The 14,668-nt window shown below is 53.4% G+C and carries 14 protein-coding genes; 4 read left to right on the forward strand and 10 right to left on the reverse strand.

The annotated features are described in order from the left end of the window. Positions 1 to 5: 5 nt before the first annotated feature. From ABSH60_RS10630 to ABSH60_RS10640, 3 genes are all read right to left on the reverse strand, one after another. A complete protein-coding gene (locus ABSH60_RS10630; RefSeq protein ID WP_390975732.1) occupies positions 6 to 791 on the reverse strand; it encodes an ABC transporter permease subunit in 786 nt (261 codons plus the stop codon). A gap of 91 nt (positions 792 to 882) precedes the next feature. Next, positions 883 to 1,752 carry a carbohydrate ABC transporter permease gene (locus ABSH60_RS10635; protein ID WP_122096523.1) on the reverse strand — a complete coding sequence of 290 codons (870 nt, stop codon included), beginning with the start codon at positions 1,750 to 1,752 and terminating at the stop codon, positions 883 to 885. A gap of 4 nt (positions 1,753 to 1,756) precedes the next feature. Next, the gene (locus tag ABSH60_RS10640; RefSeq protein ID WP_390973865.1) at positions 1,757 to 3,019 is read right to left on the reverse strand and encodes an extracellular solute-binding protein; all 1,263 of its coding nucleotides are present in this window, start codon (positions 3,017 to 3,019) and stop codon (positions 1,757 to 1,759) included. Positions 3,020 to 3,296: 277 nt separating this feature from the next. Here ABSH60_RS10640 and ABSH60_RS10645 point away from each other — a divergent pair, with 277 nt between their 5' ends. From ABSH60_RS10645 to ABSH60_RS10655, 3 genes are read left to right on the forward strand one after another with little or no spacing between them, the layout of a single operon-like run. Continuing rightward, on the forward strand, positions 3,297 to 4,313 hold the full coding sequence (locus ABSH60_RS10645) for a substrate-binding domain-containing protein (protein WP_390975734.1): 1,017 nt from the start codon (positions 3,297 to 3,299) through the stop codon (positions 4,311 to 4,313). Between the two features lie 54 nt (positions 4,314 to 4,367). Then, on the forward strand, positions 4,368 to 5,732 hold the full coding sequence (locus ABSH60_RS10650) for a phosphomannomutase CpsG (RefSeq protein WP_390973867.1): 1,365 nt from the start codon (positions 4,368 to 4,370) through the stop codon (positions 5,730 to 5,732). A 41-nt stretch (positions 5,733 to 5,773) separates the two neighbouring features. After that, positions 5,774 to 6,850, forward strand: coding sequence for a sn-glycerol-3-phosphate ABC transporter ATP-binding protein UgpC (locus ABSH60_RS10655; RefSeq protein WP_390973869.1), 1,077 nt, complete (start codon positions 5,774 to 5,776; stop codon positions 6,848 to 6,850). A gap of 49 nt (positions 6,851 to 6,899) precedes the next feature. Here ABSH60_RS10655 and glpT read toward each other — a convergent pair whose 3' ends face one another. The 3 genes from glpT to ABSH60_RS10670 all read right to left on the reverse strand — a co-directional run bounded on the left by glpT (position 6,900) and on the right by ABSH60_RS10670 (position 9,847). After that, positions 6,900 to 8,252 carry a glycerol-3-phosphate transporter gene (gene glpT, locus ABSH60_RS10660; protein ID WP_056772207.1) on the reverse strand — a complete coding sequence of 451 codons (1,353 nt, stop codon included), beginning with the start codon at positions 8,250 to 8,252 and terminating at the stop codon, positions 6,900 to 6,902. Positions 8,253 to 8,468: 216 nt separating this feature from the next. Continuing rightward, the gene (locus ABSH60_RS10665) at positions 8,469 to 9,026 is read right to left on the reverse strand and encodes a DcrB family lipoprotein (RefSeq protein ID WP_390973872.1); all 558 of its coding nucleotides are present in this window, start codon (positions 9,024 to 9,026) and stop codon (positions 8,469 to 8,471) included. 149 nt (positions 9,027 to 9,175) lie between these two features. Continuing rightward, positions 9,176 to 9,847, reverse strand: a complete 672-nt coding sequence (locus ABSH60_RS10670; RefSeq protein ID WP_390973874.1) for a 7-cyano-7-deazaguanine/7-aminomethyl-7-deazaguanine transporter — start codon at positions 9,845 to 9,847, stop codon at positions 9,176 to 9,178. Between the two features lie 234 nt (positions 9,848 to 10,081). Between ABSH60_RS10670 and tusA the strand changes: the two genes are divergently transcribed. Beyond that, complete coding sequence (gene tusA / locus ABSH60_RS10675; RefSeq protein ID WP_056772199.1) at positions 10,082 to 10,327, forward strand: sulfurtransferase TusA; 246 nt, start codon at positions 10,082 to 10,084, stop codon at positions 10,325 to 10,327. A gap of 21 nt (positions 10,328 to 10,348) precedes the next feature. On the opposite strand, the gene ABSH60_RS10680 is transcribed toward tusA, so the two are convergent. The 4 genes from ABSH60_RS10680 to rsmD all read right to left on the reverse strand — a co-directional run bounded on the left by ABSH60_RS10680 (position 10,349) and on the right by rsmD (position 14,532). After that, the gene (locus tag ABSH60_RS10680) at positions 10,349 to 12,691 is read right to left on the reverse strand and encodes a zinc/cadmium/mercury/lead-transporting ATPase (RefSeq protein ID WP_390973876.1); all 2,343 of its coding nucleotides are present in this window, start codon (positions 12,689 to 12,691) and stop codon (positions 10,349 to 10,351) included. A gap of 115 nt (positions 12,692 to 12,806) precedes the next feature. Continuing rightward, complete coding sequence (locus tag ABSH60_RS10685) at positions 12,807 to 13,433, reverse strand: lysoplasmalogenase (protein WP_056772191.1); 627 nt, start codon at positions 13,431 to 13,433, stop codon at positions 12,807 to 12,809. A 207-nt stretch (positions 13,434 to 13,640) separates the two neighbouring features. Beyond that, a complete protein-coding gene (locus tag ABSH60_RS10690) occupies positions 13,641 to 13,919 on the reverse strand; it encodes a DUF1145 family protein (RefSeq protein ID WP_056772188.1) in 279 nt (92 codons plus the stop codon). A 1-nt stretch (position 13,920) separates the two neighbouring features. Further along, complete coding sequence (gene rsmD, locus ABSH60_RS10695; RefSeq protein WP_390973879.1) at positions 13,921 to 14,532, reverse strand: 16S rRNA (guanine(966)-N(2))-methyltransferase; 612 nt, start codon at positions 14,530 to 14,532, stop codon at positions 13,921 to 13,923. Between the last annotated feature and the right edge of the window lie 136 nt (positions 14,533 to 14,668).

The following is a 14,668-nucleotide window of genomic DNA, read 5'->3' on the forward strand; positions in this document are numbered from 1 at the left end:
GCCTGCTATTTAAGTGAAAGCGACATCCCTTCCAGGAAATGCTTCCTGAAGAGAATAAACAACACCACGATCGGCAGGGTTTGCACCACTGACCCCGCCAGCACCGGCCCGACGTAAATGCCATACGATTTACTGAATGTCGCCAGCAGAACGGAAAGCGGCATTTTGTTGACGTCCTGCATGACAATCAGCGGCCAGAGGAAATTGTCCCAGGCGCTGGTAAACGTAAAAATCGCGACGATAGCCAGAATAGATTTGTTGAGCGGCAGCATGACGTGGAGCAGAATTTTTATCAGGCCGGCGTGATCTAATCTCGCGGCATGAATATAGTCATTGGGTGTGCCTTTAAAACTTTGGGATATCATAAATATCCCCCAGCCATTCATCACGAAAGGCAAAATAAGTGCGCCGTAGGAATTAATCATGCCCAGCTGACGGATTAATACAAAGTGGGGAATGATAAACATGAATACGGGAAACACCATTTGCAGAATCAGCAGGTTTTTAAAAATATCCCGTCCTCTGAATTCCATTTTTGCCAGTGCATAACCAATGAAAGAGGAGGTTAATGTGACGCAGACCGTAATGGTCAGCGTGATGAATATAGAGTTAAATAAAGTGCGCAGAAATGGTTTTTCCGCTTTATTTGTACCATCGAAAAGAAAGGCATAATTATCCAGAGACAGATGGCCGGAAAAAAGTGCCGTGGTATAAATGTCAGATGTCTTCTTAAACGAACCGATCAACATCCATAAATAGGGATATAACCAGGTTAATGCCAGAGCAAACATTAACAGGTGGATCACCACAGAACGGATATTTATTTTTTCGCGATGCGTTAAGGCAGGTGCCGTATTTAACGTTTCCACAGGGTTGTCCTCATCATACGATCTCGATTTTCTTTTCCAGACACCGGCGCACGACCCAGATCAGAGAGAAACTGAACAGGGCGACAATGATGGACATGGTGGCCGCCCAGCTGGGTTGCATCTGCCGGAATGCGGCTTCGTACATCACCACCATCGGCGTGGTGGTGCTCTCCAGCGGACCGCCGCCGGTGATGAGATAAGGCTCGGTGAAAATACTGAATGCCACGGTAATGGCTAACACCAGTACCATCACGATCTGCGCATTCATCAGAGGAAGTGTGATATGCCATATTTTGCCAGCCCCGGACGTACGGTCGAGCTCGGCGGCGTCATAAATATCTTTCGGGATGGTGATAAGCCCGGAGTAAAAAATAAGGCCGTAATAGCCCACGAACTTCCAGGTCACAATGAGCGCGATGGATAACATTGCCACGTCGGGGTGGGTAAACCAGGGCACATTTATGCCAAACCACGTCATCAGGAAATGATTAACCGGACCGGTTTCGCTAAACAGTTTGGAAAAAACAATAGAGTACGCCACGCCGGAAGAGACATTTGCCAGTAAAAAACTCAGTGCGACGAAAGCTTTACCATATTTAATTTTCCGCAATCCGAACGCGAATAATAATGAGGAGATAAACACTATCGGCAGATAATAAAGGAGAAATTTAAAGACGTTAAAAATTGACGTCCAGAATAAAGGGTTCTGCATAACGGCAATAATGTTTTTTACGCCGTTGAACGACGGTGTGCCAATAAATTTCCAGTCGGTAAAACTCAGCACGGCCAGCCAGATAAAAGGATAAAACCAGAATACCAGCGAATATCCCAGGTAACCGGAGGCCAAAAGGCCTCCGAGTGATGACTCTTTCATTTTGATCATCGCTTTACTGCCCCAGCGTGTTGTCGATCTCTTGGGAGGACGCCTGAATGACCTCGGTGATCGGGCTGTTTTTAAACACTAACTTTTCAATCATCTGGGTCATTGTCCGCTGGACTTCGACCGTTTTCGTGATCGGTGCCGGAGGAACCGCTTTCGGCACGAAGGAGGCAATAGCGTTCACTAACTCATGCTGTTGCAAGTAGCTTTTAAAGACAGGGTTACTTTGCAGATCTTCACGCGCCGGCGGCATCCCGGTCAGCTCCAGCCAGCGCAGGTCATTTTTCGGATTGCTGTAAACCCATTGAATAAACTTCCAGGCATCGGGCTGGACCTTCGAGGTGCTGAACATCACCATCCCTTTGCTGTCAGCCATGGTGGCCGCCTCAGCGTCTCCGGTCAGTGTCGGCATCTGGCCGATACGGATGGTTTTTAGCACCTCAGGGAATTGTTTATGATAGCGATCGATATCCCATGGTCCGCGCACGGCGCCGAGCACGGTACCTGCCGCCAGCGGGTCGTCAGACGCGGTGAAGTCGTAGCTGGTCCATTTATTAGCGAACATTTTGTTGATGAAAGTGAGGGTCTGCACGCCCGCATCGTTATTAAAGGTGGCTTTGTTGTTCTGGATGTAAGGGCTGCCCTGTGAGGCGGCGTAATACAACGGGACAAAATCGAACCAGCGATCCCACCAGTTTTTGCCGCTGGTGATTTGCAGGCTGTAGCCTTTGTGGCTCTGCGTCATCCTTTCCGACAGCGTGTAAATCTCGTCATAAGTGACCGGTACGTGATCGAAGCCATAGTCAGCCAGAAGGTCGCTTCTCCACCAGTAGACTATCGGGCTGATATAAATTGGAATGACGTTTTGCTGCCCGTCGAACTTCCATGAAGCCATCGCATTGCCCATGTGACGGGTTTCGACGAGCGCCTGAAACCCTGGCATTTTGGAATAATCATTGAGCTGTTTAAGTTCAGTTAACTGTCTTGCGAAGCCGATAAATATATTGGTGGAAATATCCGGTTCAGTACCGGATGCCAGCGCATTCATAATCGCTTCTTCGGAACTTCCCGCCGCGGGAATAGGTGTGAATTCCACTTTTCTATTTGCCGGATTACTGTTCCATTCTTTGACGATTTCTCCCCAATACACTTCCTGAGTGACATTGGGCGCAACCCACATTTTTATACTCTGCTGATTTTTCTCTTCAGGCCCGCAACCTGATAACAATAACGCCATAGCCGCAAACGCAGCCAGTTTCATTGTTTTCATTATTTATTTCCTGTTTCCATTAGGTTGTAATTAATAATCCACAATTATACTTGCAGAGTATTCATATTATTATTTTATGGATGGATTTCTATTTAAACGCTAGCATGGACATTCAATGAATAAACGTTATAGCGGTCACATAAATGATTTTGTTTAACGTTAAACTTTATTGTCATTGTCCGTTGCAAAAGTATTTTTTCTGTGAGTATATATTGTCGAATTAAGACGGGCTCTGTTCCATTATTAAAAGCGTTTTGGAGTTTTTAAACTGCGCAAGATAACATTGAAGTCAATTGCCGAAGAATTAGGTGTCACGCACACCACGGTATCTAATGCATTTAATCATCCAGGGAAGTTATCAGAATCATTAAGAAAAAGAATAATAGATTATGCGCATTCTGTTAACTTTTACGGACCTGACAATATCGGGCGCGCATTGCGCACCGGCAGGTCGGATGCCATAGGGATTATTTTTAATGACACACTCAGTTATGTGTTTACGGACAGCCATGACGTACAGCTGATGCAGGGAATTGCCGCAAAATGCGACCGGGAAGGGGTCAGTATCATATTGATTCCGTTGCATAACGGCCAGGGGGCGCTGGCCGGTGTGGTCAATACGGCGGTGGATGGTTATATTCTGAATGCCACGCACAATAACGATCACATTATCGCCAAGGCGTTGTCGAAGAATCTGCCTGTAGTGACGACCGATTTTAAAATTCCGCCGCACAGCAGCGTTTCCATTGATAACTATAAGGCGATGCAGGAGGTTTGCCAGCATCTGCTTGAAAAAGGCCACCGCGAATTTGGGATTATTTCTTTCCCTTCATTGCAGGGTCGCAAGGGCGTTAATCCCTTAAGTGAAGAGATAACCGGGGATAATGACGTCATGATCACCCGGGTGAAATCCTGTGTGGATAAGTTTCTGAGCCGGAATATTAATCTGGATAAATGTTTTCTTTGTGAAACCGCCCACCATGAAAAATCTGGAGAAATGGCCGCGGAGACATTGCTAAAAAGTAACCCGAAGATAACGGCATTAATTTGCCTGTCGGATCGTTTTGCGCTGGGCGCAATCACGTATTGCCGGAAAGCAGGGTTACGTATTCCGCAAGACATCGCTATTACCGGTTTCGATAATATTCCCCGGTCAGATAATGAGATTGCGCTCACTACCGTGGCGCAGGATCCGGTTAAAAAAGGAGAGATTGCCGCCACTCTGTTACTGGAGGGAAAGAAAAACATTCACCACGATCTTGAATTTACGTTAATTATACGTGGCTCTACCTGATATACGGCGGGGCCATAAAGACGAAAGTAATTATGTCTGTTTTCAGGATGAAATATGGCCTTATTAACGTGTTTTACCGCTTACGATATACGCGGCATTCTTGGTGCCGAATTTAACGAGGATATTGCTTACCGCATCGGTTGCGCCTTTGCCCATTTTTATCACCCTGAACGGGTGGTGCTCGGCCATGATATTCGCCTGACCTCACCGTCTCTCAAACTGGCCGTCGCGTGCGGGCTGCGCGATCAGGGCGTCGGCGTGATCGATATCGGAATGACCGGCAGTGAAGAGGTTTATTTTGCGACACGCTATTTTCGGGCGGATGGCGGCATTCAGATCACGGCCAGTCATAATCCGGCCAATTATAACGGCATGAAACTGGTTGGCCGGGATGCCAGGCCGGTCAGCAGCGATAACGGTTTGCATGAGATTCAGGCTCTGGCCGAAAATCATCATTTCTCTGGCACAGCGCAGGCCGGTTTTTATCAGCAATGTTCAAACCGCAGCGCGTATCTTGATCACCTGCTCAGTTATTTAACGCTGCCTTTTGGGCGCCCCCTGCGTGTGGTGGTGAATGCCGGCAACGGCGCAGCTGGCCCGACGCTGGATGCGCTGGAGCAGGCCTTCCAGGCGCGCAACATCCCGCTGACCCTGATTAAAATTCACCATGAGCCGGACGGCGCCTTCCCCCACGGTATCCCGAATCCTATGCTGCCTGAAAACCGCCACGCCACTCAGGCTGCCATACGCCTGCATCAGGCGGATATCGGTATTGCGTGGGATGGCGATTTTGATCGCTGCTTCATTTTTGATGAGCAGGGGGACTACGTGGAGGCCTATTACATCGTCGGCATGCTGGCGGCGCAGTTTCTGCAACGCTCGCCTGGCGAGAAGATCATTCACGATCCCCGCCTGATCTGGAATACCCGTGACATTGTCGCTGCCCGTCAGGGTATCGCCGTGGAAACAAAAACCGGCCATGCCTTTATGAAGGAAAGAATGCGCAGCGAAAACGCCATCTATGGCGGCGAGATGAGCGCGCACCACTATTTCCGCGATTTTGGCTATTGCGACAGCGGAATGATCCCCGCCTTGCTGATGTTGCAACATCTCAGCAAATCCGGCCAGAAAATGTCCGGTCTGATTGCCGCCCGTAAAGCGCTTTTCCCGGTATCCGGCGAGATAAATCTCACCGTCAGCCAGCCCGCAGAAGCCATCCGCCGTGTGCGTGAGCATTATGCCAGCCAGGCGGTGACGGTCAGCGTCGTTGACGGGCTGAGTATGGAATTCGAACGGTGGCGGTTTAATTTGCGCGCTTCCAATACGGAACCGCTTTTACGCCTCAATGTTGAAACCCGTCACTCCACGGCGTTACTTGCCGAAAGTACCCGGGCACTGCTGGCGCTGGCAGGGGAGTAATTCCTCGTATCGCGCTCCCTTTGGTTTGAAAGGACAACGTTATGTCAGGCTTAACGCTCAAAAATATCAAAAAGTATTATGACAAAACCACCGTCATTGCCGATTTGTCGCTGGAGATCCGTTCCGGTGAATTTCTGGTGCTGGTCGGCCCCTCAGGCTGCGGGAAATCGACGTTGCTGCGCCTGATTGCCGGGCTGGATCAGCTCAGCGCCGGCACCGTCTGCATCGGGGAAACCGACGTCACCGGGTTGCCCGCCGGAAAACGCGGACTGTCGATGGTATTTCAGTCCTACGCACTCTATCCGCACATGACCGTCAGGCAGAATCTGGCTTTTGGCCTGAAGAATATCCGCACGCCGCCGGTGGAAATCGCGCGACGCATTCAGGAGGCTGCGCTGATTTTACGTCTCGACGAGATGCTTGACCGGTTACCGCAGCATCTTTCCGGGGGACAACGTCAGCGCGTGGCGATTGGCCGCTCTATTGTCCAGCAGCCGGAAGTGTTTTTGTTTGATGAGCCGTTGTCGAATCTTGACGCCGCGCTGCGCGTACAGATGCGACAGGAAATCAGTCAGCTGCATAGCCGCCTGAAAAATACCATGATTTACGTGACCCACGATCAGGTCGAGGCGATGACGCTGGCGGACAGGATTGTGGTGCTTAATCAGGGCAATATTGAGCAAATCGGCACGCCGGTTGAGCTTTATAACCATCCCGCCAGCCTTTTCGTTGCCGGTTTTATTGGCACGCCGAAAATCAATGTGATCCCGGCGCAGGTCGTTGGACGCCAGCTTTGGGTTAACGGGCAGCCGCTGTTTCCGCTGGGGGATAAATTCCCGGCGGCGCAGGACGGACAGACGGTGTCGCTCGCCATCCGCCCCGAGCTGTTACGCCTGGAGGAAGCGACAGATCATGCGTTTGACGTTGTGGTCGATTTTACGGAACTTCAGGGGGATTCGACGCTGGTGTACGCAACATTTGGTGAGCACGCCCTGAAGATGAAATCGTCGAAACAGCTTTCGTTTCCCCGCCATACCGCCCTCAGGTTCGGGTTTAATGCCGCCAGTGTTTTACTGTTTGATGCACAGGGAAAGCGGATCCCACAGGCCATGGCGTAGAAAACCAAAAGGCACCCAGGGGTGCCTTTTGGCTGCCGGTGATCCTCAATCAGGCACTTTTAGCCAGCTGCGCTTTGTGTTTGTTTTCACTGAGCATGGTCAGAACCAGCAGCAGCACGGCCAGCACACAACCGGCGATCATCACGATAAAGCCGCCGTCCCAGCCGAAGTAATCCACGGTGTAACCGACAATCGCACTGGCGGCGACCGAGCCACCGAGATAACCAAACAGACCGGTGAAGCCTGCTGCGGTGCCCGCTGCTTTTTTCGGTGCCAGCTCCAGCGCGTGTAAACCAATCAGCATCACCGGGCCATAAATCAGGAAGCCGATAGTGATCATGCAGGCCATATCAATGCCCGGATTGCCGACCGGGTTCAGCCAGTACACGACGGTGGCGATGGTCACCAGCACCATAAAGAACACGCCGGTTGCGCCGCGATTCCCTTTGAAGACTTTGTCCGACATCCAGCCGCACAGCAGCGTCCCCGGGATCCCCGCATATTCATACAGGAAGTATGCCCACGAGGATTTATCCAGCGCGAAATGCTTCACTTCTTTCAGGTAAGTCGGTGACCAGTCGAGGATGCCGTAGCGCAGCAGGTAAACAAATACGTTTGCCAGCGCGATATACCACAGCAGTTTGTTCGGCAAAATGTACTGCATGAAAATCTGTTTCGCGGTCAGTTCCTGCTCAGCCGATTCTTTCACGTAGTCCGGCGGATAGTCGTTTTTGTACTCTTCAATCGGCGGCAAACCGCAGGACTGCGGGGTATCGCGCATGGTCATGAAGGCAAATACGGCCAGCAGGATCGCGCCGAAAGCAGGCATGTACAGCGCTGCGTGCCAGTCGTTAAACCATGCCATCCCGAGCAGGAACAGCAGCGGAGGAATACCGCCGCCGACGTTATGTGCGCAGTTCCATACCGATACCACGCCGCCGCGTTCTTTCTGTGACCACCAGTGAACCATGGTGCGTCCGCACGGCGGCCAGCCCATGCCCTGGAACCAGCCACACAGGAACAGCAAAACAAACATGATGGCAATGCTTGAGGTTGCCCACGGCACGAAGCCCATAAACAGCATCACAGCCGCAGCCAGAATCAAACCGGCGGGCAGAAACACGCGCGGATTCGAGCGGTCTGATACCGACCCCATAATGAATTTTGAGATGCCGTACGCAATAGAAATACCGGATAACGCAAAACCGAGATCGCCACGGGAGAAGCCCTGATCGATCAGGTACGGCATGGCCAGTGCGAAGTTTTTGCGCACCAGATAATAGGCGGCGTAACCAAAGAAAATCCCCATGAAAATCTGCCAGCGGAGACGGCGATAAAGCGGGTCGACGTGGTTTTCATCCACGGGAGCTTTGTGTGGTGCGGGTTTGAAAATACTGAGCATACATGCCTCCGATGGCATAAATCAGGTCAGACTCGTCATGAGCAAGTGTGTTCTAAAACGAACATCATGTTAGCGGTTTGCGCGCAAACGAACTGTGAGTTATGACAGAATTGTTACATTTTTATTACGGAGGAGCGTGCGGAGAAGCAAAGTGGCTGACGGAGATAAAAAAAAGCGGAGCCTGAGCTCCGCCTGAGGGTGTCACTGACCCTGAATTTACTGCACTTTCAGCGTATTGATAATGGCTTCTGCATCAGCCTGCGCCTGCTGCTGATTGTCGGCTGGCAGGGTAATTTGCAGCGTCAGCAAATGGCTGTCCACTTTACCCAGCACGATTGAAGAATAGGCTTTCTGACCGGCCGAGGTGATGACGCTGTCGTACTGCTGCATGGTCTGTCCGTTAACCTGAATCGATTTGTTGGTCACGACCTGCAAGTTGGTATCACGGGCTTTTTGCTGATCCTGCAAACGGGCAGTCAGCACTTCCAGCGATTCCGTGGTGTTATCGCCGAGGATCACAATCACCGCTTTCTGACCGGTGCTGTCAGCATACACGTGCATGTTGTTTGCCTGCGTGCCCAGCTTACCGCTCTGGTCGCTCATTCCCTGCGGCAGGGAGAAAGTCACTTTCCCATCCAGCAGGCTGACTGGCGCGGTTGTCGCGGCGGCGGCGGCGGCTTTATTGGCATCCGGTGCATCAGTGGACTTCCCGTCACACGCAGTCAGACCGGCGATCAGTACTGCCATTCCCATCATTTTAGCGAAGTTACGCATCGGGCTTCCTTAAGTGACCTGTTTATCAGGCTGAGATGTTGATTTAACGGCCTTATGGCAACCTATTCACGCCACAAATGCAAGTCAGATTATGGCGCGATTTTTGTTTTTAGCGAGGTGAGCGGGGAGCCATTTGCCCCCGCGAATTTTCAGTGCGCGCGCAGGGCCGGGTGGTCGTGATTTCCCTGTGCGGACAAACGCCTGAGCAGCATGTTCAGCAGCATGCCGTACATCGGCAGGAAGAACACCAGACAGATCAGCACTTTGAACGTGTAATCCACCATCGCGATTTCCACCCAATGCTGGGCCATAAACGCATCGCTGCTTTTGTAGAAGGCGATAAAGAAAAACGACAGCGTGTCGCTGATGTTGCCGAGGAACATCGAGGCGACCGGCGCTATCCACCAGCGGCGGTTCTGGCGCAGGCGGTTAAACACGTGAACGTCGAGAATTTGCCCCAGCACATACGCCATAAAACTGGCGGTGGCGATACGTGCGACCATGATATTCAGGCTGCTGAGTGCTTCTGCACCCTGCCATTGCGCTTCAAAGAACAGCGCGGAAATCACGTAGGAGATCGCCAGTGCCGGCACCATCACCGACAAAATAATGCGCCGCGCCAGCGGAGCACCAAAAATACGGACGGTCAGATCGGTGGCCAGAAAAATAAACGGAAAGGTGAACGCGCCCCAGGTGGTGTGGAAACCAAAAATGGAGACGGGCAACTGAACCAGATAGTTACTGGAGGTGATGATGGCGATGTGGAATAGCGAAAGCCATATCAGCGCGGAAAACCGCTGCTGAGCAGTAAAAGAGTACATAGATGTGACCTTTTTAGTGAATTGGGGTGAGGGAACCCAAGAATATTGTGACTTTTCGCGCCGATAATTCGGTGCGGCGCGCATAGTACCTGTTTGCGCACCGTTTGCGCAACAGATCCAACGGTTAATTTTAGCGCAATGAGCCGCGTGAGTTGCACCAGAAATTCTGCGGGTTAAACTGTTCGCCTTTGCCAGACAACCGCGCATTCCTGCACCCAGATGTTGAGAAACGAAATGAACGATCCCTTTATCAACCCGGACCATCAGCTTGATGCACTGGGCCTGCGTTGCCCGGAACCCGTAATGATGGTTCGCAAAGCGGTACGTACCATGAAAGACGGGGAAACCCTGCTGATCGTCGCCGATGATCCGGCAACCACCCGCGATATTCCGGGTTTCTGCCGCTTTATGGAGCACAGGTTGCTGGCGTCAGATACCGAAAACCTGCCGTACCGCTATCTGCTGTGCAAAGGGCTCTAGACCGAACCCAGCCCGACATCCTTAACGTGATTTATTGCGCAACAACCGTAAGGCGTTAGCCGTGACAAGCGCCGTTGCGCCGGAATCCGCCAGCACCGCCAGCCACAATCCGGTCAGCCCCATAATGGTGGTGACCAGGAATATCGCTTTCAGCCCCAGCGCAATGGTGATGTTCTGACGGATATTGGCCCGTGTGGCGCGGGACAGGCTGATCATCTGTGCCAGCCCGCTCAGACGGTTGTGCGTCAGCGCGGCATCGGCGGTTTCCAGTGCCACGTCGGTGCCGCTGCCCATGGCAATACCGATAGTGGCGGCTTTCATCGCCGGCGCATCGTTAATCCCGTCACCGACCATCGCCACCGGTTTAACGGCATTCAGCGCGGTCACCGCCGAGACTTTATCCGCCGGCAGCAGGCCCGCCCGGAATTCGATGCCCAGCCGGTCAGCGATAGTTTTCGCCGCGCGCGGGTTGTCGCCGGTCAGCATTACCGCAGAAACCCCGAGCGCCTGCAGATCGCGCAGCGCCTCAACAGCATCTTCCCGCAGCCGGTCCTGCATCGCCACCAGACCGATCGCCTGTGCGTCCTGCATCACCACTACCACGGTTTTACCTTCAGATTCCCAGCCTGCAATTTGCGTGCTGGCGTCCGTACTCAGTACGCCTGGCGCCACACGCACAGGAGCCAGTACCTGGATCCTTCTGCCTGAGACAACGCCTTCCACACCGGAACCCGCCAGCGCACGGCGGTCCTGAGCGGTTATCGGCAACGGATTGTGTTCTCGCGCACGCGCTAAAATCGCCTGCGCCAGCGGGTGGTGGGAGCCTTCTTCCACCGCCGCCGCGAGGCTTAACACTTCGCCTTCGCTGGCGCCGTTAAGCACCTGCACATGGGTCACTTCCGGTTTACCTTCGGTCAGCGTACCGGTTTTATCCAGCGCCACGGTTTCGATCAGCGCCAGCTGCTCAAGCGCAGCACCGCCTTTGATCAGCGCACCCTGACGCGTCGCTGCAGCCAGCCCGGAGGTGATCGCCGCCGGTGTTGAAATCACCAGCGCGCAAGGGCAGCCAATCAGCAGTAACGTCAGGCCGCGATAAATCCACGTATCCCAGGAAAGCCCCATCGCCAGCGGTGGAATGATGATGACCAGCAGCGACATCAGCATAATGACCGGTGTGTAATAGCGGCTGAAGGTATCGAGGAAGCGCTCGATCGGCGCGCGTCGCTCATCGGCTTCTTCGATAAGTTGCAGAATGCGGTCAATGGCGCTGTTGCCGGGGGCGGAAGCCACTTCCAGACGGGCCAGACGATCAACGCACAGGCTGCCCGCCGGGACTTTCTCGCCGGGCTGACGTTCGACGGGCACGGACTCGCCGGTCAGGGCGCTTTCATCAAAACTGGCCGCGCTGTGCAGCACCGCATCGGCAGGCAGACGTCCGCCTGCGGCGATTTCAATCATATCGCCGGGACGCAGGCTGGCGACCGGTACGGATTCCGTTTTGCCCTCAGTCACGCGAACGGCGGTATCGGGTATCAGCGCCATCAGCGCTTTTACGCCGCTGCGTGCACGGCTGGCGGCAAATGACTCGAGGCGTTCGCCGACCATAAACAACAGCAGCACCATGGCGGCTTCGGCGGTTGCGCCAATAAACAGCGCGCCCAGTGCCGCAATGCTCATCAGGGTTTCTATGGCAAAGGGTGATCCGGCGCGGGTCTGGCGAATCGCCTGACGCAGCACCGGCCACAGGCCGACCAGCGTGGTGGCGATAAACGCAATTTCACCGGCCTGAGGATTGACGCTGTCGAGTATCCAGCTCAGCAGCATCAGCGCCGAAAGCGCCAGCAGCGGCAGATATTCTTTCAGCCATGATTCGTCCTGCGCGGGAGGATTCCGGCTTTTATCCAAAGATTGCAGGGTGAACCCTGCGCCGGTGACGGCTTGCAGCACGTTTTGCGAGATGTCGTGGCTGGCGTCAATCACCAGTTTTTCGGTGGCAAACAGCACTTTCGCATGGCTGACGCCCTTCAGGCCGGAAACGGCATTTTCAATTTTGCGCGCACAGGCCGGGCAGTCCATGCCTTCAACGCGCCAGCTGTATTGCTGATTTCCGGGAAGAGGCGCACTGGGATCATCTTCACCCGGCGAACTTTCCGTGCCGCTGTCGTCAGAACAGTGTGCGTGTTCCGCTGTTTTAGGCGTGCAGCAGCTGCCGGCAGAGGCCGCCAGTGGCGCGCTTTCACTGCAACATCCGGCAGGGGAAGTGCCCGCGGGGGAAAGGGTGCTGATTTTAGTGATATGCAACGCCGGGGTATGTTTGCCCTGGCAACCGCACTGACACATGTTCGTTCTTTTAAGGGGGATCATAGAGCCTCCGGTTTCAAACCGAGTGGAATTACACCCAGTCTAAACGTTGGAGTCAGCTCTAAGGTCAAGAAGTATTTAACTCGCGGAACCTGAACGGTTCCGCGGGGGAAGGGATTTAAAGATACAGCGACCGGACAATCAGGAAGTGTCCGCCGAAATAGCAGGCGGCGACCAGGCCGTCGGCGGCGCGGAATTTAAACCGGTAGCGGCTGACAAGCCAGAAAATATTACCCAGCAGAAGCAGCACGGTGCCGCAGAACAGCGAGAACGCCATGTCGGTGCTGCGTGCAAAATACTGCTCGCCTGCCAGCCAGACCATCAGCAGCGTCATGGCGATGTAAGTGGTCACTGCCCATTTGAGTTCGGCCAGTCGCGTCCAGATCACCGCAAGAAGTATTGCGCCGATCACCAGCAACGCCAGCGGCAGTGGCCAGAAGAAGGTAATGGTCATCTGGCTGGCGAAACTCAGCGTATAGAGCAGATGCGACAGGAAGAACGCCCCGATGGCGTACATAAAGCGTTCTTCAGGCAGCAGCAGCAGACCGTCTGCCACCAGCGTTGCCGCCAGACCCAGCAGGATCAGATAGCTGTAAACGTTCAGCGTGGGCGCCTGCCACGCCAGTAACAGCAGCAGCAACAGGGTGACAGGTTTGAAGACCCAGCGTTGCCAGCGCAGGCCGCGGTAACTGGCATCAACGAACAACCAGCCGGAGAAAAATACAGCGAGGAATGGCCAACTCATTGTTTATCCTTTTATCTTTCAGAACAGAACATAAAACCGATGCAAAGTCTGCCTTCGGGAAAACACATCCTGTTTTCCGGTACTTGCTTTCAGTGTAGGAGAGAGGGCGCACCGGCGACAATCAGAAATCCCCGTAACGGCAGGTTTGGTGACCGTGGGTTTAGGAAGGGAGCGTTTACGGCGCAGAGCACGCCGTAAAAGCAGGCATTACTTTTTGCCCGGCATCGGTGGCTGTTTTTTCTGCCATGCCATCAGTTCAAACACGCCAAACAGGAAAATACGCGTTTGCAGCCACGGGCCGATGGTGTCTTTGTCCTTGCCCTGCGTGGCTTTCAGCAGCATGACCTGCAGGCCGTGCATGAAAAACATGAACACAATCGCCACATCCAGAAAATATTTGATCGGCTTAGGGAACGGGTGGATCAGGTTAAACGCCAGAAACCCCCAGATACATAACATCAACAACCGACCAATATTGATCAACATCTTACTGCTCCTGTTCAGGTGAGCCGGTTTCAGGCGTCACATCGCGATGGTAAAGGCGATAAGCAACTTGTCCGGCGACTTTCTCACGGTGTAACCGCCAGCTGGCGGGCACGTCCAGAGTGTCGTGCTCGGCTTCTGTTTCGACATAAATCCAGGCCTCATCGGCCAGCCACTGATTCTGCTCAAGCAGATTCAGGGTGTCTTGCAGAATGCCTTTGCGAAAAGGCGGATCGAGGAAAACCACGTCAAAGGCATTCCCGGCTTTTGCCAGCCAGTTCAATGTGTTGACGTTGAATACTTTCGCATCTCTGGCGTTTAGCAGCGCCAGGTTTTTCTCTAACTGTTGTGCAACCGGGCGTTCAAACTCGAGCAGGGTAGCGCTGGCGGCATAGCGTGACAACGCTTCCAGACCCAGTGCGCCGCTGCCTGCAAAACAGTCCAGACAATGCGCGCCCTGTAAAACCGGTGCGAGCCAGTTGAACAGCGTTTCGCGCACGCGATCGGTGGTCGGACGTAGCCCCGGGCTGTTTGGAACCGGAAGTTTGCGTCCGCGCCACAGGCCGCCAATAATGCGTATCTGGCCTGCTGCGGGCGTGTTAGGTTTCTTTGCCATAGTTCACTTCAGTAATCCGAAGCCGTCGGGCTTCGTTGCATATCGTTTGGAGGGCTATTCTACCGGTGTGCGGGCAATGGGCAAATGTTTAACATTGGCGATTGAAAAACCAGCGGAATTCAACACGCGGGCGTGT

It is taken from the genome of Rahnella sp. R3(2024) (assembly GCF_042920125.1).
Classification (GTDB): domain Bacteria; phylum Pseudomonadota; class Gammaproteobacteria; order Enterobacterales; family Enterobacteriaceae; genus Rahnella; species Rahnella rivi.

Excerpts from the sequence above, each read along its gene's own strand:
- ABSH60_RS10665 (WP_390973872.1), bottom strand. The coding sequence starts at position 9,026 with ATGCGTAACTTCGCTAAAATGATGGGAATGGCAGTACTGATCGCCGGT.
- ABSH60_RS10640 (WP_390973865.1), bottom strand. The coding sequence starts at position 3,019 with ATGAAAACAATGAAACTGGCTGCGTTTGCGGCTATGGCGTTATTGTTA.
- ABSH60_RS10690 (WP_056772188.1), bottom strand. The coding sequence starts at position 13,919 with ATGTTGATCAATATTGGTCGGTTGTTGATGTTATGTATCTGGGGGTTT.
- glpT (WP_056772207.1), bottom strand. The coding sequence starts at position 8,252 with ATGCTCAGTATTTTCAAACCCGCACCACACAAAGCTCCCGTGGATGAA.
- ABSH60_RS10650 (WP_390973867.1), top strand. The coding sequence starts at position 4,368 with ATGGCCTTATTAACGTGTTTTACCGCTTACGATATACGCGGCATTCTT.
- rsmD (WP_390973879.1), bottom strand. The coding sequence starts at position 14,532 with ATGGCAAAGAAACCTAACACGCCCGCAGCAGGCCAGATACGCATTATT.
- ABSH60_RS10635 (WP_122096523.1), bottom strand. The coding sequence starts at position 1,752 with ATGATCAAAATGAAAGAGTCATCACTCGGAGGCCTTTTGGCCTCCGGT.
- ABSH60_RS10630 (WP_390975732.1), bottom strand. The coding sequence starts at position 791 with ATGTTTGCTCTGGCATTAACCTGGTTATATCCCTATTTATGGATGTTG.
- ABSH60_RS10685 (WP_056772191.1), bottom strand. The coding sequence starts at position 13,433 with ATGAGTTGGCCATTCCTCGCTGTATTTTTCTCCGGCTGGTTGTTCGTT.
- ABSH60_RS10655 (WP_390973869.1), top strand. The coding sequence starts at position 5,774 with ATGTCAGGCTTAACGCTCAAAAATATCAAAAAGTATTATGACAAAACC.
- ABSH60_RS10680 (WP_390973876.1), bottom strand. The coding sequence starts at position 12,691 with ATGATCCCCCTTAAAAGAACGAACATGTGTCAGTGCGGTTGCCAGGGC.
- ABSH60_RS10670 (WP_390973874.1), bottom strand. The coding sequence starts at position 9,847 with ATGTACTCTTTTACTGCTCAGCAGCGGTTTTCCGCGCTGATATGGCTT.
- tusA (WP_056772199.1), top strand. The coding sequence starts at position 10,082 with ATGAACGATCCCTTTATCAACCCGGACCATCAGCTTGATGCACTGGGC.